The sequence below is a fragment of the Limnohabitans parvus II-B4 genome, from assembly GCF_003063455.1.
In the GTDB taxonomy this organism is placed as follows: Bacteria; Pseudomonadota; Gammaproteobacteria; order Burkholderiales; family Burkholderiaceae_C; genus Limnohabitans_A; species Limnohabitans_A parvus.
Map to the genome: position 1 here is coordinate 414,764 of NZ_NESN01000003.1, position 24,981 is coordinate 439,744.

Annotated in this window: 30 protein-coding genes and 1 pseudogene; 23 read left to right on the plus strand and 8 right to left on the minus strand. The window is 56.2% G+C overall.

Annotated features, from left to right (window positions below):
- Positions 1 to 117: 117 nt before the first annotated feature.
- The 9 genes from B9Z37_RS10445 (at position 118) to B9Z37_RS10485 (ending at position 7,346) form a co-directional block, all read left to right on the plus strand.
- Positions 118 to 1,053: an amidohydrolase family protein gene (locus tag B9Z37_RS10445; RefSeq protein WP_108312951.1), complete on the plus strand. Its 936-nt coding sequence runs from the start codon at positions 118 to 120 to the stop codon at positions 1,051 to 1,053.
- A gap of 80 nt (positions 1,054 to 1,133) precedes the next feature.
- The gene (gene ligA, locus B9Z37_RS10450) at positions 1,134 to 1,571 is read left to right on the plus strand and encodes a protocatechuate 4,5-dioxygenase subunit alpha (protein ID WP_108312952.1); all 438 of its coding nucleotides are present in this window, start codon (positions 1,134 to 1,136) and stop codon (positions 1,569 to 1,571) included.
- 2 nt (positions 1,572 to 1,573) lie between these two features.
- Positions 1,574 to 2,452, plus strand: coding sequence for a class III extradiol dioxygenase subunit beta (locus B9Z37_RS10455; protein ID WP_108312953.1), 879 nt, complete (start codon positions 1,574 to 1,576; stop codon positions 2,450 to 2,452).
- 103 nt (positions 2,453 to 2,555) lie between these two features.
- A complete protein-coding gene (locus B9Z37_RS10460) occupies positions 2,556 to 3,512 on the plus strand; it encodes a Gfo/Idh/MocA family oxidoreductase (protein WP_108312954.1) in 957 nt (318 codons plus the stop codon).
- 42 nt (positions 3,513 to 3,554) lie between these two features.
- On the plus strand, positions 3,555 to 4,694 hold the full coding sequence (locus B9Z37_RS10465) for an MFS transporter (RefSeq protein ID WP_167394368.1): 1,140 nt from the start codon (positions 3,555 to 3,557) through the stop codon (positions 4,692 to 4,694).
- 69 nt (positions 4,695 to 4,763) lie between these two features.
- Entirely contained in the window at positions 4,764 to 5,597 is an 834-nt protein-coding gene (aroE, locus tag B9Z37_RS10470; RefSeq protein WP_108313010.1) for a shikimate dehydrogenase, read from the plus strand.
- A gap of 79 nt (positions 5,598 to 5,676) precedes the next feature.
- On the plus strand, positions 5,677 to 6,675 hold the full coding sequence (locus tag B9Z37_RS10475; protein ID WP_108312956.1) for a Bug family tripartite tricarboxylate transporter substrate binding protein: 999 nt from the start codon (positions 5,677 to 5,679) through the stop codon (positions 6,673 to 6,675).
- Positions 6,676 to 6,682: 7 nt separating this feature from the next.
- Entirely contained in the window at positions 6,683 to 7,120 is a 438-nt protein-coding gene (locus B9Z37_RS10480) for an acyl-CoA thioesterase (RefSeq protein ID WP_108312957.1), read from the plus strand.
- Between the two features lie 4 nt (positions 7,121 to 7,124).
- Entirely contained in the window at positions 7,125 to 7,346 is a 222-nt protein-coding gene (locus B9Z37_RS10485) for an ATP-binding protein (protein ID WP_108312958.1), read from the plus strand.
- Between the two features lie 18 nt (positions 7,347 to 7,364).
- Here B9Z37_RS10485 and B9Z37_RS10490 read toward each other — a convergent pair whose 3' ends face one another.
- Positions 7,365 to 7,859, minus strand: coding sequence for a hypothetical protein (locus B9Z37_RS10490; RefSeq protein ID WP_240606690.1), 495 nt, complete (start codon positions 7,857 to 7,859; stop codon positions 7,365 to 7,367).
- 8 nt (positions 7,860 to 7,867) lie between these two features.
- Positions 7,868 to 8,425 (minus strand): annotated as a pseudogene (locus tag B9Z37_RS10495) (IclR family transcriptional regulator domain-containing protein); the annotation flags it as partial.
- Positions 8,426 to 8,583: 158 nt separating this feature from the next.
- Here B9Z37_RS10495 and B9Z37_RS10500 point away from each other — a divergent pair.
- From B9Z37_RS10500 to B9Z37_RS10535, 8 genes are all read left to right on the plus strand, one after another.
- On the plus strand, positions 8,584 to 9,276 hold the full coding sequence (locus B9Z37_RS10500) for a TetR/AcrR family transcriptional regulator (protein WP_108312959.1): 693 nt from the start codon (positions 8,584 to 8,586) through the stop codon (positions 9,274 to 9,276).
- Between the two features lie 99 nt (positions 9,277 to 9,375).
- On the plus strand, positions 9,376 to 9,912 hold the full coding sequence (locus B9Z37_RS10505) for a TRAP transporter small permease (RefSeq protein ID WP_108312960.1): 537 nt from the start codon (positions 9,376 to 9,378) through the stop codon (positions 9,910 to 9,912).
- A 16-nt stretch (positions 9,913 to 9,928) separates the two neighbouring features.
- The gene (locus tag B9Z37_RS10510; RefSeq protein ID WP_108312961.1) at positions 9,929 to 11,206 is read left to right on the plus strand and encodes a TRAP transporter large permease subunit; all 1,278 of its coding nucleotides are present in this window, start codon (positions 9,929 to 9,931) and stop codon (positions 11,204 to 11,206) included.
- A 92-nt stretch (positions 11,207 to 11,298) separates the two neighbouring features.
- The gene (locus B9Z37_RS10515) at positions 11,299 to 12,330 is read left to right on the plus strand and encodes a TRAP transporter substrate-binding protein (protein ID WP_108312962.1); all 1,032 of its coding nucleotides are present in this window, start codon (positions 11,299 to 11,301) and stop codon (positions 12,328 to 12,330) included.
- Positions 12,331 to 12,393: 63 nt separating this feature from the next.
- Positions 12,394 to 12,837, plus strand: coding sequence for a type II 3-dehydroquinate dehydratase (gene aroQ, locus B9Z37_RS10520; protein ID WP_108312963.1), 444 nt, complete (start codon positions 12,394 to 12,396; stop codon positions 12,835 to 12,837).
- A gap of 173 nt (positions 12,838 to 13,010) precedes the next feature.
- A complete protein-coding gene (locus B9Z37_RS10525) occupies positions 13,011 to 13,844 on the plus strand; it encodes a shikimate dehydrogenase family protein (RefSeq protein ID WP_108312964.1) in 834 nt (277 codons plus the stop codon).
- 37 nt (positions 13,845 to 13,881) lie between these two features.
- Entirely contained in the window at positions 13,882 to 14,757 is an 876-nt protein-coding gene (locus B9Z37_RS10530) for a VOC family protein (RefSeq protein ID WP_108312965.1), read from the plus strand.
- Between the two features lie 13 nt (positions 14,758 to 14,770).
- Entirely contained in the window at positions 14,771 to 15,652 is an 882-nt protein-coding gene (locus B9Z37_RS10535; RefSeq protein ID WP_108312966.1) for a sugar phosphate isomerase/epimerase family protein, read from the plus strand.
- Between the two features lie 36 nt (positions 15,653 to 15,688).
- Here the strand turns inward: B9Z37_RS10535 and B9Z37_RS10540 are convergent, their stop codons facing one another.
- Together B9Z37_RS10540 and B9Z37_RS10545 are read right to left on the minus strand one after the other, a co-directional pair.
- Positions 15,689 to 16,732 (minus strand): TadG family pilus assembly protein, encoded by a 1,044-nt coding sequence (locus B9Z37_RS10540; protein WP_167394359.1) that lies wholly within the window; start codon positions 16,730 to 16,732, stop codon positions 15,689 to 15,691.
- On the minus strand, positions 16,732 to 17,187 hold the full coding sequence (locus B9Z37_RS10545; RefSeq protein WP_108313011.1) for a TadE/TadG family type IV pilus assembly protein: 456 nt from the start codon (positions 17,185 to 17,187) through the stop codon (positions 16,732 to 16,734). Before B9Z37_RS10545 ends, B9Z37_RS10540 begins: the two co-directional genes overlap by 1 nt.
- A gap of 329 nt (positions 17,188 to 17,516) precedes the next feature.
- On the opposite strand from B9Z37_RS10545, the gene B9Z37_RS10550 reads away from it, so the two are divergent.
- From B9Z37_RS10550 to B9Z37_RS10570, 6 genes are all read left to right on the plus strand, one after another.
- On the plus strand, positions 17,517 to 17,699 hold the full coding sequence (locus tag B9Z37_RS10550; protein WP_108312968.1) for a Flp family type IVb pilin: 183 nt from the start codon (positions 17,517 to 17,519) through the stop codon (positions 17,697 to 17,699).
- A 222-nt stretch (positions 17,700 to 17,921) separates the two neighbouring features.
- Positions 17,922 to 18,038: a Flp family type IVb pilin gene (locus tag B9Z37_RS10555; protein WP_108312969.1), complete on the plus strand. Its 117-nt coding sequence runs from the start codon at positions 17,922 to 17,924 to the stop codon at positions 18,036 to 18,038.
- 61 nt (positions 18,039 to 18,099) lie between these two features.
- On the plus strand, positions 18,100 to 19,074 hold the full coding sequence (locus tag B9Z37_RS10560; RefSeq protein WP_167394360.1) for a type II secretion system F family protein: 975 nt from the start codon (positions 18,100 to 18,102) through the stop codon (positions 19,072 to 19,074).
- Between the two features lie 155 nt (positions 19,075 to 19,229).
- On the plus strand, positions 19,230 to 19,469 hold the full coding sequence (locus tag B9Z37_RS14485; protein ID WP_167394361.1) for a hypothetical protein: 240 nt from the start codon (positions 19,230 to 19,232) through the stop codon (positions 19,467 to 19,469).
- A 22-nt stretch (positions 19,470 to 19,491) separates the two neighbouring features.
- Positions 19,492 to 20,031, plus strand: a complete 540-nt coding sequence (locus B9Z37_RS14490; protein WP_167394362.1) for a type II secretion system F family protein — start codon at positions 19,492 to 19,494, stop codon at positions 20,029 to 20,031.
- Positions 20,032 to 20,099: 68 nt separating this feature from the next.
- A complete protein-coding gene (locus B9Z37_RS10570; RefSeq protein ID WP_146179730.1) occupies positions 20,100 to 20,825 on the plus strand; it encodes a LuxR C-terminal-related transcriptional regulator in 726 nt (241 codons plus the stop codon).
- Positions 20,826 to 20,841: 16 nt separating this feature from the next.
- On the opposite strand, the gene B9Z37_RS10575 is transcribed toward B9Z37_RS10570, so the two are convergent.
- The 4 genes from B9Z37_RS10575 to B9Z37_RS10590 all read right to left on the minus strand — a co-directional run bounded on the left by B9Z37_RS10575 (position 20,842) and on the right by B9Z37_RS10590 (position 24,859).
- Positions 20,842 to 21,888, minus strand: coding sequence for an SEL1-like repeat protein (locus tag B9Z37_RS10575; RefSeq protein WP_167394363.1), 1,047 nt, complete (start codon positions 21,886 to 21,888; stop codon positions 20,842 to 20,844).
- Positions 21,889 to 22,082: 194 nt separating this feature from the next.
- On the minus strand, positions 22,083 to 23,816 hold the full coding sequence (locus B9Z37_RS10580) for a DUF4384 domain-containing protein (RefSeq protein WP_108313012.1): 1,734 nt from the start codon (positions 23,814 to 23,816) through the stop codon (positions 22,083 to 22,085).
- Between the two features lie 73 nt (positions 23,817 to 23,889).
- Positions 23,890 to 24,312, minus strand: a complete 423-nt coding sequence (locus B9Z37_RS10585) for a hypothetical protein (protein WP_108312974.1) — start codon at positions 24,310 to 24,312, stop codon at positions 23,890 to 23,892.
- Between the two features lie 73 nt (positions 24,313 to 24,385).
- Complete coding sequence (locus B9Z37_RS10590; protein WP_108312975.1) at positions 24,386 to 24,859, minus strand: hypothetical protein; 474 nt, start codon at positions 24,857 to 24,859, stop codon at positions 24,386 to 24,388.
- Between the last annotated feature and the right edge of the window lie 122 nt (positions 24,860 to 24,981).

The window sequence follows — 24,981 nt, forward strand, 5'->3', positions numbered from 1 at the left end:
AACCTAACAACAAAGGACAAGAGGCTGTGCGGCCCTGTTGGGGCGATTTGCTGGCCGAAGGACTGATGAGCCCCGGCAGGGCCGTGCAGCCTCTTGTTCGTTCATGATGGAGCCAAGATGAGCAAACCTACAACCGGTGACTTCACCAAAACCGCAGGCTGGATGGACTGGTACACCGGTCCGGCCAAGCCCACTTTCAAAGTGCCCGCAGGCGCTGTTGATGCGCATTGCCACGTGTTTGGCCCTGGCGCAGAGTTTCCTTATGCGCCCGAGCGCAAGTACACGCCCTGCGATGCGTCCAAGCACCAGCTGTACGCCTTGCGCGATCACTTGGGTTTTGCCCGCAACGTGGTGGTGCAGGCCACCTGCCACGGCGCTGACAACCGAGCCATGGTCGATGCACTGGTCAGCTCTGGCGGCAAGGCGCGTGGCGTGGCCACGGTCAAGCGCAGCGTGAGCGATGCCGAATTGCAAGCCATGCACGACGCTGGTGTGCGCGGTGTGCGCTTCAACTTCGTCAAGCGTCTGGTGGACTTCACGCCCAAGGACGAGCTGATGGAAATCGCCAGCCGCATTGCCAAGTGGGGCTGGCACGTGGTCATTTATTTTGAAGCCGTGGATCTGCCTGAGCTGTGGGACTTCTTCACCGCGCTGCCGACCACCGTGGTGGTGGACCACATGGGCCGCCCCGATGTGTCGCTGCCCGTGGACGGCCCGCAGTTTGCGCTGTTCCAGAAGTTCATGCGTGAACACAAAAACGTCTGGAGCAAGGTGTCCTGCCCCGAGCGTTTGTCGGTCACCGGCCCCAAGGCTTTGAATGGGGAGCAAAACGCTTATCAGGACGTGATCCCCTTTGCCAAGCGCATCGTGGAAGAGTTCCCCGACCGCGTGTTGTGGGGCACCGACTGGCCTCATCCCAACCTCAAAGACCACATGCCCGACGATGGCCTGCTGGTGGACTTCATCCCGCACATCGCCCCCACGGCCGAGCTGCAAAAGAAGCTGCTGGTGGACAATCCGATGCGCTTGTATTGGCCAGAAGAGGTGGCGTGATTTTTCTGTCATCCCGGGCTTGATCCGGGATCCATGGATTCTCGCTTTCGCGGGAATGACAACATTCTGAAAGGTATTCGATGGCTTTAGAAAAACCCTACACCGACGTGCCCGGTACCATCATTTTTGATGCCGAGCAATCGCGCAAAGGCTACTGGATCAACCAGTTTTGCATGTCGCTCATGAAAGCGGAGAACCGTGAAAAGTTCAAGGCCAATGAGCGTGCTTATCTGGACGAGTGGCAGATGACCGAGGAGCAAAAGCAGGCCGTGCTGGCCCGTGACCTCAACTGGTGCATGCGCACCGGCGGCAATATTTACTTCCTGGCCAAGATCGGTGCCACCGACGGCAAGAGCTTCCAGCAGATGGCAGGCTCCATGACCGGCATGACCGAAGAGGAATACCGCAACATGATGATCCAAGGCGGTCGCAGCGTCGAAGGCAACCGCTACATCGGCGAAAACGGCGATGCACAAGCGCAAAACCAGCCGCAAGGCGCAGCCGGAAAGAAAGCATAAACATGGCCAAAATCACCGCATCCGTTTTCACCTCGCACGTGCCCGCCATCGGCGCGGCCATGGACTTGGGCAAGACACAGGAAGACTACTGGAAGCCGCTGTTTGCAGGCTACGAATTCTCCAAACAATGGATGAAGGACAACAAACCTGACGTGATCTTTCTGGTCTTCAACGACCACGCCACGGCGTTCAGCCTGGACATGATCCCGACCTTTGCGATTGGCACTGCTGCCGAATACACGCCTGCCGACGAAGGCTGGGGTCCACGCCCTGTGCCCAAAGTCAAAGGGCATCCCGAACTGGCCAGCCACATCGCGCAATCGGTCATCCAGCAGGACTTTGACCTGACCATCGTCAACAAGATGGACGTGGACCACGGCCTGACGGTGCCCCTGTCGCTGATGTGCGGCGAGCTGGACCCGGTGAAAGACGCCTGGCCTTGTCCGGTGATCCCGTTTGCGGTGAACGTAGTGCAGTACCCCGTGCCCAGCGGCCAGCGCTGCTTCAACCTGGGTCAGGCCATCCGCAAAGCGGTCGAGAGCTACGACGAAGACATCCACGTGCACATCTGGGGCACGGGCGGCATGAGCCACCAGCTGCAGGGCGCGCGTGCGGGCCTGATCAACCGCGAGTGGGACAACGCCTGGCTGGACCAGCTGATCAACGACCCGGTCGCGGCTGCGGCCACTCCGCACATTGACTATGTGCGCGAAGCGGGCAGCGAAGGCATCGAGCTGGTCATGTGGCTGATCGCCCGTGGCGCGATGAGCGACATCAACGATGGCAAGGCCACAGGCCCCACGCCGAAGTTGCGTCACCGCTTCTACCATGTGCCTGCGTCGAACACGGCAGTCGGTCACGTGATCCTCGAAAACCCCTGAACGGCACTGTCATTCCCGCGCATGCGGGAATCCATGAATGCATGGACCCCGGATCAAGTCCAGGGTGACAAGTCATCTTGAAAATCCCTTCATTGGAGAAACCATGAGCAAAACCATCAAAGTCGCCCTGGCGGGCGCAGGTGCCTTTGGCATCAAACACTTGGACGGCATCAAAAACATCGATGGCGTGGAAGTCGTCTCGCTGATCAGCCGTGACATCGAAAAAACCAAAGAAGTCGCTGCCCAATACGGCATTGCCCACGCCACGACCGAGCTGGACGAAGCCCTGGCTTTGAAAGAAGTCGATGCCGTCATCTTGTGTACGCCCACGCAAATGCACGCCAGCCAGACCCTGGCCTGCCTGAAGGCGGGCAAGCATGTGCAGGTCGAAATTCCGCTGTGCGATGTGTACAAGGAAGGCCAGGAAGTGCTGCGTGTTCAAAAGGAAACCGGGCTGGTGGCCATGGTGGGTCATACCCGTCGCTTCAACCCCAGCCACCAGTGGGTGAATAACAAGATCAAGGCTGGCGAGTTCAACATCCAACAAATGGATGTGCAGACCTACTTCTTCCGACGCACCAACATGAACGCGCTGGGCCAGGCCCGCAGCTGGACCGACCACCTGCTGTGGCACCACGCTGCCCACACCGTGGACCTGTTCGCCTACCAGTGCGGCAGCCCCATCGTCAAAGCCAATGCGGTGCAAGGCCCGATCCACCCCGCTTTGGGCATCGCCATGGACATGAGCATCCAGCTGAAAGCCGCCAACGGTGCGATCTGCACACTCAGCTTGAGCTTCAACAACGATGGCCCATTGGGCACTTACTTCCGCTACATCGGCGACACCGGCACTTATTTGGCCCGTTACGACGACCTGTACACCGGCAAGGAAGAAAAGATCGATGTGTCGCAAGTGGCTGTGTCCATGAACGGCATCGAGCTGCAAGACCGCGAGTTCTTTGCTGCGATCAAGGAAGGCCGTGAGCCCAACAGCTCGATTGCCCAAGTGTTGCCTTGCTACCAGGTCTTGCACGATCTGGAACAACAGCTGAATGGCTGACCTGTGAGCACACTGCAAGCTGAGCGCAACAGCTTGCGCGTGATGGGACTGGCGGGTTTCGCCAGCATGGCGTCCATGCGCCTGTGCGACCCGATGCTGGTGGTCTTGGGACAAGAGTTCCAGGTCACCACCGGTGATGCGTCGCGTGTGGTGGCGTCTTTCGCCATCGCTTACGGCGTGTTGCAGTTGTTTTATGGCCCGCTGGGTGACCGCTTTGGCAAGTTGCGTGTGATTTCGTTGGCTGTGCTGGCCTGCGCCGTATTCAGCGCCATCACCAGCATGGCGTCTGACCTCACGCTGCTGGTCGTCATGCGTGCTTTCATGGGCGCAGCGGCGGCAGGCATCATTCCTTTGTCCATGGCCTGGATTGGCGATCAGGTGGCCTATGACCGCAGGCAGGAAACCTTGGCCAAGCTGATGGGCTACACCGTCAGCGGCATGATGGCCGGGTTGTGGTTTGGCGGCTTTGCAGCAGAACATCTGGGCTGGCGCATGGCGTTTGCGGTGGTGTCTGCACTGTTTGCCTTGGCGGCATTCATTCTGTGGCGCAAGTTGCGCAGTACCCCTGTACCGGCTGTGACCGCCGGTGCCCCTGGTTTCATGGCGTCTTTTGCCGCCACGTTCCAGATGCTGCGCGTGGCGCGTGTGCGTCAGGTTCTTGCCGTGACGGCCATCGAAGGCGCTTTGGTCTTCGGTGCCATGGCGTTCATCCCCACCCATTTGCACCAGCAGTTCGACATGAGCGTGGTCTTTGCGGGCTCGGTCATGATGCTTTATGGCGTGGGTGGCTTGCTTTACAGCCAGTTGGCGCGTCGCTGGCTCGGCTGGCTCGGGGGCGAGCGGGGGCTTGTCAAAACCGGCGTAGTTTGCATTTCTGCAGGGCTGCTGACGCTGGCTTGGGCTCACCATCCCGCCTTGGGCATGCTGGGCTGCTTTGCCACCGGCTTTGGTTTTTACATGCTGCACAACACGCTGCAGGTGCAGGCCACGCAAATGGCTCCTGCCTCACGCGGCACAGCGGTCACGTTGTTTGCCTGTTTGCTGTTCTTTGGTCAGTCGAGCGGTGTGGTGCTCATGGCCGAAAGCGTGGACCGGGATTGGCTGCCCTACACCCTGAGCTTGGCCGCGGTGGGTGTGGCCCTGTTGGGCTATTTTGTGAATCGGCTGGTGGGGCGGCACTGAGTCCATCCAGTCAGGTTGTTTGGGTCTTGAGGCGATAAGATTGCAGCCTTGTTTGCTGGAAACTTTTTCATGACCGACCGTTACGCCGTCATCGGCAACCCCATTGAGCAGAGCAAGTCGCCGCTCATTCATACCGCTTTTGCTCAGGTTACGGGCCAAAACATCGATTACACGAAGCTGCTGGCCCCTTTGGGCGGTTTTTCAGCGGTGGTAGACGCGTTTCGCTTGGCTGGTGGGCGAGGCATGAACGTGACGGCACCCTTCAAACTCGATGCCTTTGCCTATGCCACCGAACTGGCGCCCAGCGCTCAGATGGCCGGTGCCGTCAACGCCATGAAGTTTGAGGGCGGCAAGGTGTATGCCGAAAACTTTGACGGCGTGGGCCTTGTGCGCGATCTGGTGCACAACTTGAATTGCCCGTTGCAAGGGCGACGGGTCTTGATTTTGGGGGCAGGCGGTGCCACGCGCGGTGCCTTGTTGCCCATCTTGGCGCAAGGACCAGCCGAGTTGGTGATTGTGAACCGGACTGTCGCCAAGGCTCAGGAATTGGTCGAATTGGCCCGCAAACACCAAAGCGGTTCGGTGCCGGTTCGGGGCATCGGCTATGCCGATCTGGGCGATCAAAGCTTTGACGTGGTGTTGAATGCCACCTCGGCCAGCCTCACGGCTGAATTGCCCCCTTTGTCTGCGTCGGCCTTTGCATCCGGTTGTTTGGCTTACGAGCTGGCCTATGGCAAAGGCCTCACCCCTTTCCTGAAACTGGCCAGCCAAGCCGGTGTGACACGCTTGGCCGATGGCGCGGGCATGCTGGCCGAGCAGGCGGCCGAGGCTTTTGCGTGGTGGCGCGGCGTGCGGCCGGACACTGCTGCAGTGATTGAAAAACTGACTGTGCCCTTGGTCTGAGCCTGACTTCAGCCACGGTGCACGAGCTCGGGCATGACCGTGCCTGACATCCCAAATTGATTCCTTAAGGAGAAGCATCATGAACAAGCCATATTTCAGCCGCCGTGATTTCTTGACTTCCGGCGCAGCCAGCGCATCGGGTCTGTGGTTGCCTGCTGCGTTGGCTCAGTCGGCCTGGCCTGCCAAGCCCTTGCGCCTGGTGGTGCCATTTGCGACGGGCGGAAGTTCCGAGATTGTGGCCCGTGCCGTGGCTGGCGAGCTGGGCAAAACCATTGGCCAAAGCGTGTTTGTGGACAACAAACCCGGTGCAGCAGGCAACATCGCCATGCAGGAAGTGGCGGGCAGCACCGATGAGCACACTTTGATCCTCGGCCACATCGGCACCTTGGCCGTTAATCCGTACATCTTTCCGAAATTGCCGTACGACGCCAACCGCGATTTCGCCCCTGTTACCTTGGTGGCCAAAGTGCCCAGCTTGTACGTCGTGCACCCTGACTTGCCGGTGAAGAACCTCAAGGAATTCGTGGCCTATGCAAAAGCCCGCCCTGGCCAAATGAACTATGGCTCTGCAGGCAATGGCAGCGCTGGTCATCTGGCCTTTGAATACCTGAAGATGGCCACTGAAACCTTTGTGCTCCACGTGCCTTACCGCGGCACAGGGCCGATGTTGACCGACCTGATGGCTGGCCGCTTGCAGGCTGCTTCTGTGGGCGCTCCTGCACTGTTGCAATTCATCAAAGCGGGCAAGTTGCGCTGCATTGCCACAGGGACTTCGCAGCGGCTGCCCCAGTTGCCCGACGTGCCCACCGTGGCCGAGCAGGGCTTCAAGGGTTTTGAGATGACGCAGTGGTACGGCTTGCTGGCACCTGCCAAATGGGCCAAGCCCAATATGGCCAAGCTGGAGGTGGAATCCATGAAAGCCGCCCGCAGTGCTTTGGTGAAAGAAAAGCTGGCCAATGAAACAGCGCTGGCCGTGGGCAACACCGGTGCCGAATTTGAGGCGTTCATCAAGGTCGAGCAGGCCCGTTGGAAGCAGGTGATTGCGCGCGCGCAAATCAAACCTGAAGGCATGGGTTGAATTCCACATGCCACGCATTCAGTTTGCTCTTCCTGATCATTTTGTTTTTGCCACCGACATCCAGATCTACATCAGCCACGTCAACCAGGGCGGGCACCTGGACAACGCCCAGCTGCTGACGCTGGTGTCTGAGGCGCGGGTGCGTTTTTTCAAATCACTGGGGTACGCCGAGGGCAATGTCGCCGGCTTCCCCATCGTGGTGGGCGACATGGTGGCGCAATACAAATCAGAAGGCTTTCACGGCGAAACCATGCGCGTGAGCATGGTGCCGCAGGATCCTAATAAATACGGCTTTGACCTGGTCTACCGCATGGAATGCCTGGACACTGCGCGCGAAGTGGCGCGCGGCAAGATCGGCATCGTGTTTGTGGACCGCCAGACTCGGACAGTGGCGGCGGTGCCTGAAGTGTTTTTGCAAAAGGTGAATGACTTGAAGGCCATTTGAGCCCATGCTGTTGCCGCGTATCGACACCGAGCGTTGCACCGGTTGTGGCTGGTGCGTGGCAGCGTGTCCACCGCGTGTGTTGAGTTTGCAGGTTGTGGCGTGGCGCAAGCATGCGCTGCTGCACGATGATTCAGGCTGCACGGGCTGCAGCAAATGTGCAAGGTGTTGCCCGTTTGGGGTGATCTCGATGGTGCCAGCGACCAAGTCTGACGAACGTCAGGCTTGATCGTTGGTGTGCTGTGCTTCAAGCCTTGAAGTGCGCGCTGTCCATGACCTTCAGGTCTTTGGCTACCAGTGGTGGGAAATCCATTTGGTCCAGCACGTCGCGTTGCAGGTCGACGCCGGGGGCGATCTCGAACAGCTCGATCCCTTGGGGTGTGAGGCGAAAGCTGGCGCGCTCGGTCAGATACAGAACTTCCTGCTGGCGGACCAGACCTTGCGGGCCAGAGAAAGTGATCTGATCCACTTTCTTGACCAGCTTTTTCACAGCCCCTTGTGCGGCCACCCGCATCTGACCGTCGCCGGTTGCCAGCTTGACGCCCTTGGCCGCCAGCGTGCCGCAGAACACCACTTTTTTCGCGTTCTGCGCGATGTCGATGAAGCCGCCAGGGCCGACAGTGACGCCGCCCAAGCGTGAGACGTTGACCGAGCCTTCTTCGTCGAACTCGCCAAAGCCCAAAAAGGCAATGTCCAGACCACCGCCGCCGTAGAAGTCGAACTGCGTGGCGGCGTCCAGCATGGCCGTCGCGTTGCGCGCAGTTCGATTTTGCTGGACAGGGTGTACGAAGTGAAAGCCCGCAAGTCATACGACTTCAACCATGCATCAATGAAGGCCTCGTCGCTGTAGGCCAACATGATCATGCCCGCTGCTGTCACCTGCGTGGGCACGCGGGTGCCCGTCATGTACCCGCTGGCCATGTGCCTCTGCAACCCACTGCGAGCGATGAAAATCGTGTCGCCGCCATCCAGCACGCCCAGGTAAGCGATTTCTTCGGTGCCCGCCGTGATGCGCTGTAAAAAGGGTTGCACTAGGCGCGGCAAGCGTGCCGATTCCAGGTAGGCATGGCCCAGTCGCAAGATGCGTGGCATCAGCCAGTACAGCTTGCCGTCTGTGCCGACATAGCCCAGATGGACAAGTGTTTTCAAGTACCGCCGTGCCGCAGTACGGGTCATCCCGCAGCGCTCCCCCATTTCGGTGGCGGTCAAGCGTGGGTGTGCGGCGTCAAAGCCCTCAATGATGTGCAAACCTTTTTCAAGGCCAGCAATCCAGTCGCGTGGATCCAGAGTATTTTCAGAAATTGACATGGCCACTCAACCCTTTAGAAATTGAAGCCGTGAATTGTCGATTGTTTTCGTGGGTGCTTTCAAATGAAATCCATGATCGACTCCAGCAACACTGACACACCAAATTCATAGGGCTTGTCCTGATCAAGACGCGACACACATTCGCCTATACTGCCCAAATGAACCAATTGGTACATTTCGAGGCATCTCAGCCATTGACACCAGATGCGGCCAGAGAGTCAGGGCGCACCAACGACCCGGCCCGCACCATGGCCGAGATCTTGGCCGTGGCCACGCACGAGTTTGCCGACAAAGGCCTGACCGGTGCGCGCATCGACGCCATCGCGGCGGCCACGCGCACCAGCAAACGCATGATCTATTACTACTTCGGCAGCAAGGACGGCCTGTACCTGGCGGTGCTCGAAGAGGCTTATCGGCGCATGCGGGCCATTGAATCGGATTTGCATCTGGGGGATTTACCTCCCATGGAGGCACTTCAAAAGCTGGTGGAGTTCACCTACGACCACCACCGGGACAACGAAGATTTCATCCGTCTGGTGATGAGCGAGAACATCCAGCGGGGCGACTACTTGCGCCAAAGCAGCAACATCCAGCAGTTGAACCAGAACGCCATCCGCTCGGTGCGCGACGTGTACGACCGGGGCGTGGCGCAGGGCGTGTTCAGATCCGGGCTGGATCCGGTGGACATCCACTCGGCGATTTCAGCGTTCACGTTTTTCAATGTCTCGAACCGCCATACCTTTGGGGTGATCTTTCAGAATCGGGCCAGCCAGGACAAGGCCGATACCCTCAAACGCGAACATGTGGTGGATTTGATTTTGCGTTTTGTAAGTCATCAAATTTTGATATAGCAGGTAGCTGTTTATTCAATTCCTGGATTAGGGAAATTACCTATCTTGGAAAACTAACCAGTTCGTACATTAACGGTAGACCTTTTCAGGAGATGTGTGATGGTTCAAAAATTCATTGACGGGTTTTGCAAAGCGCTGAACGTTGTCATTGCGGTGTGTCTGGCCGTGATGGTGGTGCTGGTGTTTGGCAACGTGGTCATGCGCTACGGCTTCAACTCGGGCATCACCTTGTCCGAAGAGTTGTCGCGCTGGTTGTTTGTCTGGATGACCTTCATGGGCGCGATCGTTGCATTGCGTGAGCATGGTCACCTGGGTACCGACATGTTGGTGGGAAAACTCGGTCCTGCGGGCAAGAAGTTTTGTCTAGGCTTGTCGTATGTGGCCATGTTGTTCATTTGCTGGTTGCTGTTCAGCGGTGCCTACCAGCAAGCCGTGATCAATCTGGACAGCACCAGTGCGGTGATGGAAGTGTCCATGGCCTGGATTTATGCGCCGGGTGTGGTGTTCGCGGTGTTGGGTGGCTTGATCTTGTTGACCGAGCTGTTTCGCTTGCTCACTGGCCAAATGCGTGACGAAGACCTGGTCATGATCCAGGAATCCGAAGAGTCGCCCCATGGCGGCGCTGACAAAGCCTGAGTGACTGGAGACTGACATGACGATTGCTATTTTTGTTTTTTCATTGATCGGTGCGATGGCCATTGGCATCCCGATCGCGTTTTCTTTGCTGATCTGTGGTGTGGCCCTGATGTGGCACATGAACATGTTCGATGCCCAGATCCTGGCGCAAAACCTGCTCGAAGGCTCGAACAGTTTCCCTTTGCTGGCGGTGCCGTTTTTCATGTTGGCCGGTGAAATCATGAATGCGGGTGGTTTGTCCCGCCGCATCGTGAACTTTGCGATGGCCTGTGTCGGCCACATCAAAGGCGGTCTGGGTTATGTGACCATCATGGCGGCCGTGATCATGGCCGCCTTGTCCGGCTCTGCCGTGGCCGATGCAGCGGCGCTGGCTTCTTTGCTGTTGCCCATGATGGTGGCTGCAGGTCATGACAAAGGCCGCTCGGCTGGCTTGATCGCATCGGCCGGCATCATCGCCCCGGTGATCCCGCCCAGCATTGGCTTTGTGATTTTTGGCGTGGCGGGCAACGTGTCCATCTCGAAGCTCTTCATGGCCGGCATTGTGCCGGGTATCCTGTTGGGTGCATCGCTTTGGATGACCTGGTGGTGGCTGGCGCGCCGTGAAGTAGTGCAAGTGCCGCCCCGCAAATCCATGGCCGAGATCATGGTGGCCATGCGCGAGGCCACCTGGGCCTTGGTGCTGCCCTTGATTGTGGTGTTCGGCCTCAAGTTCGGTGTCTTCACACCGACCGAAGCCGCGGTGGTGGCCGCCGTGTATGCCTTGCTGATCTCGACCTTCATTTACCGCGAGCTGAGCCTGAAAGACCTATTTCCCTTGTTTGTGGCTTCTGCCAAGACCAGCGCGATCGTGATGTTTTTGGTGGCAGCGGCCATGGTCTCGGCCTGGCTGATCACGGTGGCCAACTTGCCGGGCGAATTGATCGCCTTGTTGCAGCCCTTGCTCGACAGCCCCCGTTTGCTCATGCTGACGATCATGGTTATCACCATGGTGGTGGGCACCGCGCTGGACATGACGCCGACCATCTTGCTTTTGACACCTGTGTTGATGCCTGTGGTCAAAGCCGCAGGCATTGACCCGGTTTATTTCGGTGTGTTGTTCATCATCAACAACGCGATTGGCTTGATCACGCCCCCTGTGGGCACGGTGCTCAATGCGGTCGCCGGTGTGGGCAAGATCAGCATGGACGAAGTGACCAAGGGGGTGATTCCTTTCATGATCGCTCAGTTCACGATCATGTTTGCGATGGTGGCTTTCCCCGCTTTGGTGATGGTGCCAGCCCGCTGGTTCTATTGATTCCCGGCCTTGTCGTCTGACCGGGTACGCCAGACGACAAGCCTTTTGATGGTGGCGTACGTCCGATTCACTTTATTTTCTGGAGACATTTCATGAAACGTGTATTTATCAAATCCCTGATCGCTACTGTCGCTTTGGCGGCTGTGGGCGTTGCTTCGGCCCAAGACAAAGTCATCAAGTTCGCCAACCAGAACACGGCCGGTCACCCCATCGTGTTGGGCATGGAAAAGTTCAAGGAAATCGTCGAGAAGAACTCTGGCGGCAAAATCAAGGTCAATGTGTTCCCCGGCGGCGCCCTGGGCAGCGACCAGGCCAACGTGTCTGCCATCCAGGGCGGTACCCTGGAGATGGCCTCGATGAACTCCGGCATCTTTGCCTCGCAGGTCAAGGAATTCGCGATTTTTGATTTCCCCTTCATGTTCGGCTCCGGCAAAGAAGCTGATGCCGCCGTGGATGGTGCATTCGGCAAGAAGCTGCACGCCAAGCTGGAAGACAAGGGCATCATCGGCCTGGGTTTTTATGAGCTGGGTTTCCGCAACATCACCAACAGCAAGCGCGCCATCAACAAGGTCGAAGATCTGGAAGGTCTGAAGCTGCGCGTGATCCCCAACCCGATCAACGTGGACTGGGTCAAAGCCTTGGGTGCCAACCCCACACCCCTGCCATGGCCTGAGGTGTATGCCGCTTTGGAGCAAAAAGCCGTGGACGGCCAGGAAAACCCTGTGGCCACCATCAACGGTGCCAAGCTGTACGAAGTTCAAAAGCACCTGGCCCTGACCGGTCACCAGTACAACCCCCAGTCGGTCATCATCAGCAAGAAGTTCTGGGAAAAGCTGTCGGCTGCCGAGAAGAAAATCGTGTCTGACGCGGCCACCGAATCCGCCAAGTTCCAGCGCGAGAAAGCACGGGCTCTGGAAGCCAGCATTCTGGAAAACCTGAAGAAAAACGGCATGCAAGTGTCGCAGTTGCCTGAGTCCGAAATGGCCAAGCTGCGCGACAAGATGCGCCCTGTGACCGCCAAGTACGGTGTGACCGTGGGTCAGGACCTGGTCAAGGAGCTGCAAGCTGAAATCGACAAGGTACGTTCCGCTGCTGCGGCACCTGCCAAGAAGTCGGGCAAGTAATTGCGCGCCAAGGCTTCGCCGCATGTGTGGCGAAGCCTTCTTTGTTTAACTAAAGGATTTGTCATGAAAGTCTTGATGCTGCACGGTGTGAACCACAACATGTTCGGCAAACGCGACCCCAAGCAATACGGCACCATCACCCTCGATGAAATCAATGCCAGCTTGCAGCAGCTGGGCCAAGAGCTTGGCACGCAAGTCGAGTGCTATCAGACCAACCATGAAGGTGACATGTGCGAGCGCATCCACCAAGCGTACTTTGACAAGGTCGATGCCGTGCTGATCAACGCCGGCGCTTGGACGCATTACAGCTACGCCATCCGCGATGCGCTGGCTGTGTTGACTTGCCCCATCGTGGAGTTGCACATGTCCAACATCCATGCCCGTGAAGAATTCCGCCACAAGTCGGTGTTTGCCGAAATCGTCAAAGGCCAGATTTGCGGCTTTGGCGCAGACAGCTATTTGCTGGCACTGCGCGCTGGTGTCTCGGCTGCGCATGGCCAAGGCTGACACACGCGTGTTCAGCTTGGGTGATTGTCGGTAAGTAGAAACCCTTTTTACGTTCAATGATCGCACGCTAATGAGCGGTCATTGGATATTTATAGCCCAATCCAAACCGTGTCAGGCGAGAGTGCCTCGGACAATCGCGATCTGGAAGACAGTGAACTAACCCAGCAATAGCAATGATCAACGGCAACACAGAAATCATCGCCCACATCGGCTACCCCACGCACACCTTCAAGTCGCCGATGATCTACAACCCGTACTTCGAAGAAGCGGGCATCAACGCTGTGGTCGTGCCCATGGGCTGCAAGCCCGAGAATTACCCGACATTCCTGAAATCGGTGTTCACGCTGGAAAACATCCGGGGTGCGCTGATCACCATGCCGCACAAAGTTACCACCGTGGGCCTGCTCGACGACGTCACGGCGACCGTTCGCGTGGCAGGTGCCTGTAACGCCGTCAAGCGTTTGGCTGACGGCCGCTTGGTGGGTGACATGTTTGACGGTGCAGGTTTTGTGCGCGGAGTGCAGCGCAAGGGGTTTGACCTGACTGGCAAACGTGTGTTGGTGGTCGGCACCGGTGGTGTGGGTTGTGCCATTGCAGCTTCGCTGGCGGGTGCAGGCATTGCCGCCATCAGCTTGTTCGATGTGAACACCGCTGGGTGCCAAGCCCTGGCCAAACGCCTCAAAGACAACTACCCGCAGATCGACGTGCGCACCGGTTCCAACGACCCGGTGGACCACGACTTGGTCGTCAACGCCACGCCCATGGGCATGAACGAAGGTGATCCGTTGCCCATGGATGTCTCACGCTTGTCGCCCGACACTTTTGTGGGTGAGGTCGTCATGAAGGCCGAGACCACCGCGTTTTTGGCCGCTGCCCAAGCCCGAGGCTGCCGCACGCAGGTGGGCACCGACATGTTGTATGAACAAATTCCAGCATATCTGGAATATTTTGGTTTGCCCACCACCACCGCAGAAGTGCTGCGCCGTGGTGCCAAACTGAGCTACTGAACCCCTTGCGTTTGAATTCCCCAGATGGAGTGCACAGATGAGCCTGAACAAAGTTGACCGCGAAGCCGTTCCTGAAATGCCCAACCGCTTGGGGCTTTCGGGCATTGAGTTCATCGAATACGCCACCAGCCGCCCGCAAGCGCTGGGGCAGGTGCTTGAGAACATGGGCTTTCGACCTGTGGCTCGCCACCGTTCGCGTGAGGTGACCTTGTACCGTCAGGGGGCGATGAACCTGGTGGTCAACGCCAACCCGGACGACGCTCGCGTGAGTGGCACGGTCGATGGTCAGCCGGTGATTTCGGCCGTGGCTTTTCGCGTGCAAGACGCATTGAAAGCGCACAACCGCTGCATGGAACTGGGCGCCTGGAGTGTGGGCAGCCACGCGCAGGCGATGGAGCTGCACATCCCGGCCATTCATGGCCCGGGCGGCAGCCGCTTTTACTTTGTAGACCGCTGGCAAGAATTTTTGATCTACGACATTGACTTCAAGCCCATCCCCACCGTGGACCCCAACCCGCCAGCGCTGGCGGGCATGAGCTATTTTGGGGTGGTGCAGTACATCGGCGCGGCTCGCAGTGCCGATTGGCAGACTTATTACGAACACATGTTCGACTTCAGCTCCATTCCTGACGAAGAGCGCTTTGGCATTCTGCCCAAGGGCAAGCTGATGAAAAGCCCTTGCGGCACCTTCTTGTGGCAACTGGTGGAGCCCGATGTCTGGATGGACGGCGATGACAGCCCCGAGTGCCTGCAGCGCATGGGCTTTGGCGTGCCGAACGTGGCAGAGGCTGTGGCCGCGCTCAAGGCGCGTGGCGTGGAGTTCGTTGAATCGACCCAGCTGCACCCCGAAGACCGCGGGGCCTTAACGCGCAACACGCTAGGTTCTGTTGCGTTTGAACTCGTCCACAAATAAGCCAGGAGCTGTTATGAACTTGCTCGACGGCTACGGCATGGACACCATCACCATGGCCGGCACCCTGGAGGCCAAACTGGCCGCCATGAAGGGCGCAGGCTTTTCTCAGGTGATGCTGATGGCCCGTGATCTGGTCACGCACCCTGGCGGCGTCAAGGCCGCTGTGGCCGCTGTGCACGCCAGCGGCATGCGGCCCACAGGCTTTCAGGTGCTGCGCGACTTTGAAGGGCTTTCGGGCCATCTGCACAGCTACAAGCTGGACATCGCCAAGTCGATGCTGGAGATGTGCGCGGCCACCGGCAGCAAGGTCTTGCTGGCCTGCTCATCCACCTCGCGCCACGCCACACAAGACCTCGATCAAATCGCAGCTGATTTGAAAAAGCTGGCCATGTTGGCGGTGCCACTGGGCATCAAAGTGGCCTACGAGGCTCTGTCGTGGGGCCGCACGGTCAACGAATTTCCTACCAGCTGGGACGTGGTTTGTCGCGCCGACTGCCCCAATCTGGGCATTGGTCTCGACTCCTTCCACATCTTTGCCGCCAAGACGCCTCTGGACGCCATTGAAGAGTTGGACCCGTCCAAAATTTTCTTGGTGCAGCTGTCGGACTTCATGTGGCAGGAAACCCCAACCTTTGAAGAGCGCATGACCACAGCCCGCACTTTCCGTGTGTTTCCGGGTGAGGGCGTGCACAGTGAGCAGCTGGCCGATCTGGTGCTGCGACTGGACCGTATTGGTTACCGGGGCGACTACAGCTTCGAGGTTTTCAACGACGACTACCAGCAACTGCCGCTGGAAACCGTGGCCGAACGTGCCCGCAAGAGTGCGACCTGGCTGCACCAAGACGTGTTACACAAGTCGGCACCTCTGCCTGAATGGGCGCGCCAGCGGGCTTGAGGTCTGCGCCGATCGCACAGACATAGACTAGCTTGGCTAGCGGAACAAGCTGGGCGGCGAGACCACGCCAAAGTCAGGACCGATGCCGCCTGATGGGGGCTGCGGGCACTGCGTGCTCAGCTGAATGGTGATGGTTTTTTTCTTCTTCGATGCGTCAACAATCCGCGCGCAGGCAAAGCTGGAAATGGGCCGGTCTGCATGCGCTGCGATGCTGGTGACCATGGGCAAAGTCACGTATTCACATGATTTGTCGTTGGCGGCACTGCAGGCACCGACCGTATCGAACAAGGTGGTTTTGGAACCGGGCTCGATCCATATTTTTTCACCTATGCTCAATTCCACCGGGTTCCTGTCTTTCACCAAATTTCTGAAGGTCGTGACATCGTTTTTATCGGCCAGCAGTGACGTCCATTGGAAGGTTTTGCAGGGGTCGGCGGGCTTGTCATCGAAGGCCATCAACACCAGCAATTTGGCTTGTCCCGATGAATCAGTCATCGGGCCTGGCGGGGTGGCGGTGCTGCTCCAGTAGGTGTCATAAACACATTGGCTGACCACCAGCGGAAACAAGCCACCGGGTTCAATGGTGCCGGGACTCGTGATGCCCGCCACTGCCGTGACGGAAACCGGAGTGGAAAAAATATTCCAAAGGCGAGCAAAAAAAGTGGCCACCTCGCCGTCGTTTTGCCCAGAGCCTTTGGTGAGCGTGACCTGAACGGCTGGCACATCGTTGGCTGCCGGTGTCATCGGCAGCAGTTGCAGTGCCGCATTGACTTGCTTGGGGTTCCAGTAGCCCGATTGCACGGTACCGGTCGACAGCATTTTTCCATCCGCCGCATTGAATGCGATGGCGTCGAATGCCCTTGTCTCAGCGGTGGACCACTGTGGTGTGGTCGACGTGGTGCCGCGCAAATGCTGGGCACCCGCGAGCGCGGCGGCATCGGCGTCGTTTTGCAGCTCATTGCGAACGATCTGCACATAGGCCAGGTCGATCACCAGGGCTGCAATGCCTAGAAACACCGGAATCATGAAGGCCACCAACACGGTGACTGCACCTCGTTCGGCGCGTGGGTGTGTTTTCATCATTCCCTCACCATGACTGTGGTGGATGTCAATACCAGGGGTGAACCCATGGCACTCAGTAAATTGCCCAAAGCCAAACCCCTGAAGGTGTAGCTCACGCGGACGGCCAGATGCTCGGGGTTGGTCTGAACAGGAAAGTCAACCGTGATCAGACTGGCCGCACCCAAAGTCAACAAGGCGTTGCCCGTGTAGTTCAACACGCGTGTCGAGATCTCGTTGGTGCTGACGGGTGGCACCCGCAACACAATGCCTGCACGCGCCCCTTCACGACTGGCGTTGGTGATCACAGCTTTGTCATAGAGCGCCATGCCGAACTCAACAATGCCCGAAAAGATCAACAGCAGCAAGGGCAATAACAAACCGAATTCAACCGTGGCCGTGCCCCTTTGGGCATGTGCCAGCTTGTGGGGGGGCGATAGAGGGCGGATGAATGAGAGCCCCCGAACATCAACCATGCTTTGCGTCATTGGTGAAATCCTTTTGTCATAGACATGATGGGTTGTGGGCAGCCGGACGATTGGCGAGCCCCAATGCAAACCATATGAAAAAGCAGGCCAGACACCGTGGTCTGTCGCACGAAAATCAAAAAATGTGAGCATTGCACGCCACAACAGTGCCCTGTGCAACAGACGGCTGCATCAGCCGCTCATAAATTCATGACCACACAGATGCAGCAAGTGTCTGTGTTGGAGGGGCACTCTGCTCGACCATCTCTGCCATTCAAGGGCAATCACGAAGAGCGGAATCTGCACTCAATTTTTCAAATCAAAAAAGGAGTTTTGTCATGAATCATGTCATGCGCGTATTTAAGAATTTCACCCTCGATGAGGGTGGGGCGACGGCCATTGAATATGGCTTGCTTGCGGCACTGGTGGCCTTGGGCATTGCCGTGGGTGCAAGCGCATTGGGCGCTGAATTGGGTTTGTTTTTTGGTCGCATTGCCACACGGCTTTCTACGGCCGCATGAAATAAGAGCTTCGCCGATGTGCGTGAACCTGCCCATCTTTGCCAATGGGTACGGTGGCTAACAGACGAGAGGCATTCTTGTTTTTAAAGTTCAAGCACGGTGATCCAGAAATGAGAACACCGTTGCAAAGAAGGCGTCTTTGTTTTTGATGAGCGCAGAGCGCCATCGCTGGCAAGTGAACGTCGCTTGAAGTTCATCAACCTTGATCTGGAGTTAGTCAATATGAAAACGAAAATCCAAAACTTTATCAACGACGAGTCTGGTGCAACGGCCATTGAATACGGCTTGCTCGCCGCTTTGTGGCCACGGGGATTCGCCCCAAGTTTGTGCAGCGCCTGAAAACACGCGGCATTCAATTGCGAGAAGACTTGTTTGATCCTTTGAACATTCGAGGTGCATGATGGACTTGGCCTATTGGTTAATTTTGGGCTCGTGCGGCATCGCCAGTTTTTTGATGCTGTTGGGCTTGTACGAGGCTTGGCGTGTTCACTGGAGCCCCCGTCAAAAATTGCTCGACCACAGGATGCACCAGATGTTCAGGCACGAGCAGCAACATGCTCATACGCCCATTGTTCACAGACGTACACTGAGTCGTTTCGACACGCTGGATCGTTGGTTGAGTCAAGTGCCTGGCATAGACGTTTTTGACCGTTTTCTTCGTCAAACCGATTTGCCCCTGGATGTTTCTCAGAGCCTGATGACGGGCTTGATGTTGGTTGTGGCTGCTGGCCTTGTGGGTGTGGGGCTGCACTTGCCTGTGCTTTTGACGGGCCTGTTGGTGCTGGGTACTTTGAGCGGCGCCCTTTATTACCTCAAGTACCGGGGCGTGCAAAGGATCATCGCCATCGAAAAGCAACTGCCCGATGCGCTCGACCTCATGGTTCGGGCTCAGCAATCGGGCCATGCCTTTATCAGCGCCCTGCAGATCACTGCGACCGAGTCCCGCCCGCCCATTTCGCTGGAGCTGCGCAAGGTATTTGATGAGATCAATCTGGGCATGAGTGTCCAGTCGGCCATGAACCATTTGGCCGAGCGCATCGACAGCAAGGAGATCCGCTATTTTGTGGTGGCTGTGCTGATTCAAAACGAGACGGGCGGCAATCTGGCCGATGTCTTGCGCAAGACAGCCACTTTGATCCGGGAGCGTCAAAAAATAGCGGGCGTGGTTCGGGTCTTGTCCGCCGAGGGCCGTATCTCTGCCTGGATCTTGTCTGTCATGCCATTTTTGCTGGCATTTTTGTTGCACCTCATCAATCCCGAGTTCGTTGCGGTTCTCTGGAAAGACCCGATGGGTCTGGCCATGCTGGGTGTTTCTTTGGGCTTGATTTTGGTGGGAATTTTCTGGATGTCCCGACTGGTTCAAATCAAAGTCTGAAAGCGTGTCATGGCCACCTTGAATTTTCTGTTTCTGGGCTTTTTGTTCCTGCTTGTAGCCTCTTTGGTTTATCTCGCCTTGAACCAATGGGCCTCCGATGATTTCGAAAAGCGTCGATTGGGCTTGGTTCAACCCAGCCGACCTGCAGAACATGCTTGGCTCAAGCGCATGCAATCGAAGATGATGGCCTTGCTTTTAAGGATGAGCCCCTGGGCTGGCACGGCGGCACCAGAAGATGCTATGCAGCCAAGCGCTTTGCAGATGCGGCTTTTGAATGCGGGCATTCGGTCAGGTCTGGCGGTGCCGGTTTTTCTCGGCTTGAAGACATTTTTGACTTTTTTTCTGCCCGCGTGTTTCGTGATGCTGACGTGGTTGTTGCAGTTGTCGTGGTCTGAGCTGATGTTTTGGACCGGCCTCATGGCTGCGGCTGCTCTGGGGTACTACACGCCCAATGTGGTTTTGCACCAGCTGGTCAAGAAGCAGCAAAAAATCTTGTTTCATGCCGTGCCGGATGCACTGGATTTGATGCGTTTGTGCGTGCAGGCCGGCTTGGGCTTGGATGCCGCCATTGAAAGGGTGGGGCGCGAAATGCGTTTGTCTTATCCGCAGCTGTCGGACGAGTTTGCCTTGACGGGGCTGGAGCTGCGTGCTGGATCTTCACGCGCAGAAGCACTGCGCCATCTTTCCCAGCGCATGGGTTTGCCCGATATCGAGGGTCTGGTCTCGATGCTCATTCAGGCAGACCGGTTTGGCACCAGCATTGCGGAGTCACTCGAGGTGCATTCAGATGCACTCAGAACAAAGCGCCGTCTGATTGCCGAAGAAGCTGCGGCCAAGTTGCCCATCAAACTGTTGATCCCCTTGATTTTTTGCGTTTTCCCCTCGTTGATGACTGTCCTGTTGGGGCCTGTGGTGATCAGCATCGCGCAACATTTGTTCCCCTTAGTCAATGGGTGATGGTCATCAATTCGAGACGCGCAATGGCATGGGCTGTCAGTTATGCATGTTGATGACCTCACCACAACGTGAATTTATTGACTCAATTGGCCGATACAGCGGGTCATCCTGATCATTCTTTATGTAGGTGCTCGCCAATGGTGTTATTTGAAATTTCGGTTCAAGTGTTGCTTGTTAATTCAGATCAGGTGATGACGAACCTTTTGACCAAAGAGTTGGGGTCTGAAAATGATATTCAATTGCTCTGCGTTGCCCAAAGCCGTCGTGAAGGTAAACGGCTGATTGAAAACAAGAATTTCGATGTCATGCTGATCGATCCCGTTTTGAAGGATGGCAATGGTTTTGATCTGATCAGTTATGCCAAAAAAATAAGGCCATTGTGTGAAGTGGTCGTTGCCGGACGCGATGAAGGAGAAGACGCTATGCGCGCCTTCGCCTCTGGGGCGATGGGTTACGTACCTTGCACAGGTGCAGAAGGACGGTATGCCCACGCGGTCAAACAGGTGGCCTGTGGTGGGGCCTACATGACACCCCGCATGTCACGAGAGGTTCTCTGTCAATTGGAGAGCAAGTCAGCACTGGTGGATCGTCGTCGTGAAATGGAGCGACTGACGCTGCGTGAACTGCAAATTTTGAGGATGGTGGCCGATGGGCACACCAGCTTGCCTCTGGGTAGGAAGCTGGGGATTTCATGCCAGACCGTGAATGCACACGTTAAGAATATTTTGAGAAAGTTGAATGTTCGAACCCGAGCGCAGGCGATCGCCAAAGCCTATGAGCAAGGTGTTTTGTAGCGAGCTTCATTGTTTTTTATTTCAACAATCGCCACATGGGTGGCAGCAAATCGTACAAAGCAGTGGGTTCGCGTCGAAGCCAGAAAGGGGGGGTGGGTTTTGAGGAAGATGGCACGGAAGAGGTCAGGTCGATGTCTTGCAATTGCTGCATCCAGGCGAGATCAATTTGACCGTCTGCCGTGACCCTGGCATAAATAAGCCGTAACATTTTTTCTGCTTCCAGACTGCCCGCGCTGGCCGCCATACTGTAAAGGCGCAAGGCTTCTGTGTAGTTTGCCGGAACCCCTTCACCTTTGTGTTGTTTGCGCGCCTGTTTGAGCAGTGAGTTTGCATTTGAGGCAAGTGGATGGTTTTTGACGGGTGCGTTCAGGTCGGCTGTTTGTTTAAGTCGATCCATCATGATTTTGGCATTGCCAGCTGCCACGTTCGACTCCTTGGCCGCTGAATTGAAATAGGCCAAGGATTCGTTGAACTGCATTCTGGCTGCACTGTCAATGCCCAATTCAATGCGAGCTTGTACATCTCCTTGGCGAGCGGCCTCAAGAAGCAAGGCCTTGTAGGGCAACGGTTTCGAGACGAATCCGCTGTCTGGCTCACTTGTCATGGTTTCTTTGCGGCCACGGTCCTGCAAGCTGCGGGTTCGATGAGTCAGGGTCAGCCATTCCAAATAGAGTGCACGAGACGCATTGATTTTTCGCAATTGCTCAATCGACACTTCTGCCGCAATGGGGTCATGTGGTGCGAGGCATTCTTCGATGGCGCACCAAGCCAATCCTGCATGCGCCAGAAAAAAACCTTGGTCAATGGCTTGCTTGAACCATTTTTTTGCCAAGTCAGTGTCGATGGGCATGGCAATACCATGCAATGACAAGAGTCCCAAAATCCAGGCAGCTTCAGCAGATGTCATTGGTTTTATTTTTGCTGAGAATTTTTGTGATGGGTTTAATTTGCTTTCTCCTCGGGCGAGAGATTGCAAACGCGCCAGTTCATTCCAATGCAATGAGGTCACACCACTTGTTACATCGCTTGGGTAGACATTTTCATGGGTTCTGCCCAGTTGCACGTTGGGTCCAAAAATCTCCAGGGGCAAGGCTCTAGTTGCCGCGTACCGGTCGTTGGCTTGGGTTGGGATATTGCCCTGAGATTGCGCGGAGCCGATCACACAGACGGTCAACCACAAACAGTGACGCCCCCAGCTTTGAAATACCGAACCTCGGAGGACGCTTGTCTGTGGCATGGCGTGTACCTGCTTGTGAATCAACGCGACAGCGGTGCGGGCGGCGAAGTAGCTGGAGGTGGCGAAGAGGGGGGCACGACGCGGCGTGCTCCGACCTGCCAAGCCAAAGTGCCCGATGTGAATCCGGTGCTCCCCAATAATGACTCATACATGAGGGTCACTTCGTTCAAACTCCGAATGCCTTGGATCGGCGTCAATGCGGGGCCCTTTAATGCATCGGGCAAGCGGCTGTTGACATCTGTGTCTGTTGCCATGCACATAAGCTCTTCTTTTCCTGGTCCGGATGTTTCCAGGACGTAACCTGGATTAGGACTCATCCAGTCAGGCAGTCGAATGGCCTGATTAGCACTGATGTGCGCGTTGGGTGTCACAGGATTGGGCAGCAAGCGCATGACTTGTCCTGCGGCGCTGGCTAGGTAGCATGCCAGATGCGATTGTCGTGAAACGGTCAGTGACAAGAAAACTTGCTCCCCAACTTCGAATTGCTGGCGCCCCATCAGGATATTTTCAATTTGGAGGTCGATGCTGCGTGGTACCTCATTGACACCATAAACTTTGTCCGAGAAAGGGGGAGGCAAGGCGTCATCCTTGTTCATCGCTTGAGGTTCGGCAGATTGGGATAGCCAACCATAGCGGACCAATTGACCTTGCGCGTTCAGGGTTACATAGTCTCGAAGGACACGTTCATAGGTATTGAAATCTACAACGCCAGTGACCACCATGCCGCTGTCAGCTTGAAATTTTGCCAACGCCATGCGCAATGCCTGTGTTCCAGGTCGTTGTGTGCCGTTGGGGGGCAAATACCCTTTGCTGACCAGTGATTGACGCACCAATGCCTCATGAACGCCAATGCTGCCCTCGTCATACCAGTCCCGCAATTGGCGTTGGAAGTTGGGATGGGTTTGTTCCATGGTCAAACATTGCCAATACGGTACACGTGCCCATTTTCCTGTCAGTTCGATCATGGCCAATTCCACCAGTGTTCGAACAGCTGCCCCGGATCCTTGTGCATAGTCACGACCCACGTTGAATTGCCAGCCGTAATCTCGGATGCGGCCGGCCAAATCCAGGCCCTGACCACCATTGCTGATGATCACTTCGTTGGCGGAATCCAAACCGGGAATCATGGTGCGTGTTCGGAAATCCCCCATGTGCATTTCCAAGCCGATGATGGTCACGGTTCTGTTTTGGCTATAACCGGTTTCAAAACGGGCGGCCGATGTGCCTGCGTCAAAACGGTTGTTCAGTACGTTCTGGTCTACAAAAGCGACTGAACCGGAAACATATAGAGAGGGGCGCTGTAATTGAATTTGGTTGTTGTTCAGCAAGATGTTGGTTAAATTTTGCACGGTGTCTTGCCGTGCAATGTCCACTTCGTAATCGACATACCTGAATGCATTCGAGAGTCGCGACATTTGAAGTAATGCTGTGATCACCATGTCTTTGGTTGCGACAGGGACACGGGTAGAGAAATCGGGTATTTGCTTGCTGGTGATCAGCGTTGTTGGTATCTGCGCATCGCGCATCATCCGATCCATGCATTGCAAGGAGTCAGAGAAACTCGACATGGAACGCACCGGCCTTTGTGTAGGGCGATCAGCGGCATGACCATAGCTTTGAAAGTTGGCGTCTTTGCGTGCATCCATGGGGGTGCTGCAGCCCGTCAAGCCGATCATGAGCGCCAGCAGAAATGCTGCGCAGGAAATTTTTTTGGGCGAACCCCATAAGACCAGTTGATGAGAGCTGAGGAGCATGGTCGTTACCAGAAAATGAACACCCATCAGGTGTCCAGAAATTGAAATGGAAAATTGAGCTCGGGCGCAGGGATCAATTGCAGATGTTGACCAGATCGCCACGCAAAACCACCACCTGTGGGTCGTTTTGAGGTCCATAGCGTCCTGAGGTTGCGCCTGTCGAACTGCTGCTGCCTACTTCTTGTGTGCAAACTTTTCTCAAGCCTTGATTTGCGGTTGATGTCACAACCGATTCATCTGTGATGATGCCGGTGGTGTCTGCGGAAAATGCTTTGGCTTGAAATCGGGCCAATTTGGCCTGTACCCATCCAGGTATTTCTTGCGAATTGGTCATGACAGTCGAGCGCATGGCATTGTTTAAGGGCAGCATGTTGTAGGTCACGTGCTGTCGCAATACAACAGGATCCTCGCCTGGTGCCAGTTGTGCATACGTGTACGTCGTGAAGTACATCGCCATCGCTTGGATGGTAAAAATCAAAACAACATTGAATTTCATGAAATTCTCCTGACGGCAACGGGATGGTGACTGCTGCATGCAGCAGCCACCATTTCTTCATGACTCAGATGGATCAGTCTGAGCAGGTCAGGCAGTTGCTGTTGGAAGACAGGTTCTGCAACGCTTTGGCACCAAAGCTGGCCTTGTTGATGACTGCGGAGTCTTTGATGAAAGCAACTTGGTAAGTCGCAGATTTAAGACCTTCATGGCCGATGTTGGAGGCGATGTTTTGCTCAGCCTGGCCGCCAAATCCGCTGTTCATGATCAGTGAATTTTTTGCCATCACCAATTGCAGCTCGGTACCGTTGGGCGTGAAACTGCCCACATTGGATGCCAAGTTTTGTTGGGCGCTTCCACCCGAACCAAATGCGCTGTTAATTACAGCTGTATTGACCAGCATCGTCGCTTGCATGGTAGGGTTGTTTTGTGTCGTTTGGCCGCCGTTGCCGTTGCCGTTGCCATTGCCGTTTCCATTGCCACCACCACTGTCGCTGGCAAAAGCGGTTGTGGCAAGTGTTGCCAAAAGGATCAGAGTGATTTTTTTCATGATGATTTCCTTGAAGAGATGAAGTGAAGTTGTGCCATTAGCTTTTTAAAAATTCAGCTTTGGCCCTTTAGATTCATTGGATGGGTGAAAACCACGGTGAAGGTTTTCGCCCTTTCCTTTGA

Bases quoted from the DNA above. Each gene is read 5' to 3' on its own strand.
- B9Z37_RS10465 (WP_167394368.1), top strand. From the start codon at position 3,555: ATGGGACTGGCGGGTTTCGCCAGCATGGCGTCCATGCGCCTGTGCGAC.
- B9Z37_RS10545 (WP_108313011.1), bottom strand. From the start codon at position 17,187: ATGGTTGATGTTCGGGGGCTCTCATTCATCCGCCCTCTATCGCCCCCC.
- B9Z37_RS10460 (WP_108312954.1), top strand. From the start codon at position 2,556: ATGAGCAAAACCATCAAAGTCGCCCTGGCGGGCGCAGGTGCCTTTGGC.
- B9Z37_RS10500 (WP_108312959.1), top strand. From the start codon at position 8,584: ATGAACCAATTGGTACATTTCGAGGCATCTCAGCCATTGACACCAGAT.
- B9Z37_RS10585 (WP_108312974.1), bottom strand. From the start codon at position 24,312: ATGAAATTCAATGTTGTTTTGATTTTTACCATCCAAGCGATGGCGATG.
- B9Z37_RS10505 (WP_108312960.1), top strand. From the start codon at position 9,376: ATGGTTCAAAAATTCATTGACGGGTTTTGCAAAGCGCTGAACGTTGTC.
- B9Z37_RS10535 (WP_108312966.1), top strand. From the start codon at position 14,771: ATGAACTTGCTCGACGGCTACGGCATGGACACCATCACCATGGCCGGC.
- aroQ (WP_108312963.1), top strand. From the start codon at position 12,394: ATGAAAGTCTTGATGCTGCACGGTGTGAACCACAACATGTTCGGCAAA.
- B9Z37_RS10510 (WP_108312961.1), top strand. From the start codon at position 9,929: ATGACGATTGCTATTTTTGTTTTTTCATTGATCGGTGCGATGGCCATT.
- B9Z37_RS10525 (WP_108312964.1), top strand. From the start codon at position 13,011: ATGATCAACGGCAACACAGAAATCATCGCCCACATCGGCTACCCCACG.
- B9Z37_RS10445 (WP_108312951.1), top strand. From the start codon at position 118: ATGAGCAAACCTACAACCGGTGACTTCACCAAAACCGCAGGCTGGATG.
- B9Z37_RS10530 (WP_108312965.1), top strand. From the start codon at position 13,882: ATGAGCCTGAACAAAGTTGACCGCGAAGCCGTTCCTGAAATGCCCAAC.
- B9Z37_RS10560 (WP_167394360.1), top strand. From the start codon at position 18,100: ATGGACTTGGCCTATTGGTTAATTTTGGGCTCGTGCGGCATCGCCAGT.
- B9Z37_RS14490 (WP_167394362.1), top strand. From the start codon at position 19,492: ATGGCTGCGGCTGCTCTGGGGTACTACACGCCCAATGTGGTTTTGCAC.
- B9Z37_RS10580 (WP_108313012.1), bottom strand. From the start codon at position 23,816: ATGCTCCTCAGCTCTCATCAACTGGTCTTATGGGGTTCGCCCAAAAAA.
- B9Z37_RS10555 (WP_108312969.1), top strand. From the start codon at position 17,922: ATGAAAACGAAAATCCAAAACTTTATCAACGACGAGTCTGGTGCAACG.
- B9Z37_RS10485 (WP_108312958.1), top strand. From the start codon at position 7,125: ATGCTGTTGCCGCGTATCGACACCGAGCGTTGCACCGGTTGTGGCTGG.
- ligA (WP_108312952.1), top strand. From the start codon at position 1,134: ATGGCTTTAGAAAAACCCTACACCGACGTGCCCGGTACCATCATTTTT.
- B9Z37_RS10540 (WP_167394359.1), bottom strand. From the start codon at position 16,732: ATGAAAACACACCCACGCGCCGAACGAGGTGCAGTCACCGTGTTGGTG.
- B9Z37_RS10475 (WP_108312956.1), top strand. From the start codon at position 5,677: ATGAACAAGCCATATTTCAGCCGCCGTGATTTCTTGACTTCCGGCGCA.
- B9Z37_RS10590 (WP_108312975.1), bottom strand. From the start codon at position 24,859: ATGAAAAAAATCACTCTGATCCTTTTGGCAACACTTGCCACAACCGCT.
- B9Z37_RS10480 (WP_108312957.1), top strand. From the start codon at position 6,683: ATGCCACGCATTCAGTTTGCTCTTCCTGATCATTTTGTTTTTGCCACC.
- aroE (WP_108313010.1), top strand. From the start codon at position 4,764: ATGACCGACCGTTACGCCGTCATCGGCAACCCCATTGAGCAGAGCAAG.
- B9Z37_RS10455 (WP_108312953.1), top strand. From the start codon at position 1,574: ATGGCCAAAATCACCGCATCCGTTTTCACCTCGCACGTGCCCGCCATC.
- B9Z37_RS10490 (WP_240606690.1), bottom strand. From the start codon at position 7,859: ATGCTGGACGCCGCCACGCAGTTCGACTTCTACGGCGGCGGTGGTCTG.
- B9Z37_RS10550 (WP_108312968.1), top strand. From the start codon at position 17,517: ATGAATCATGTCATGCGCGTATTTAAGAATTTCACCCTCGATGAGGGT.
- B9Z37_RS10515 (WP_108312962.1), top strand. From the start codon at position 11,299: ATGAAACGTGTATTTATCAAATCCCTGATCGCTACTGTCGCTTTGGCG.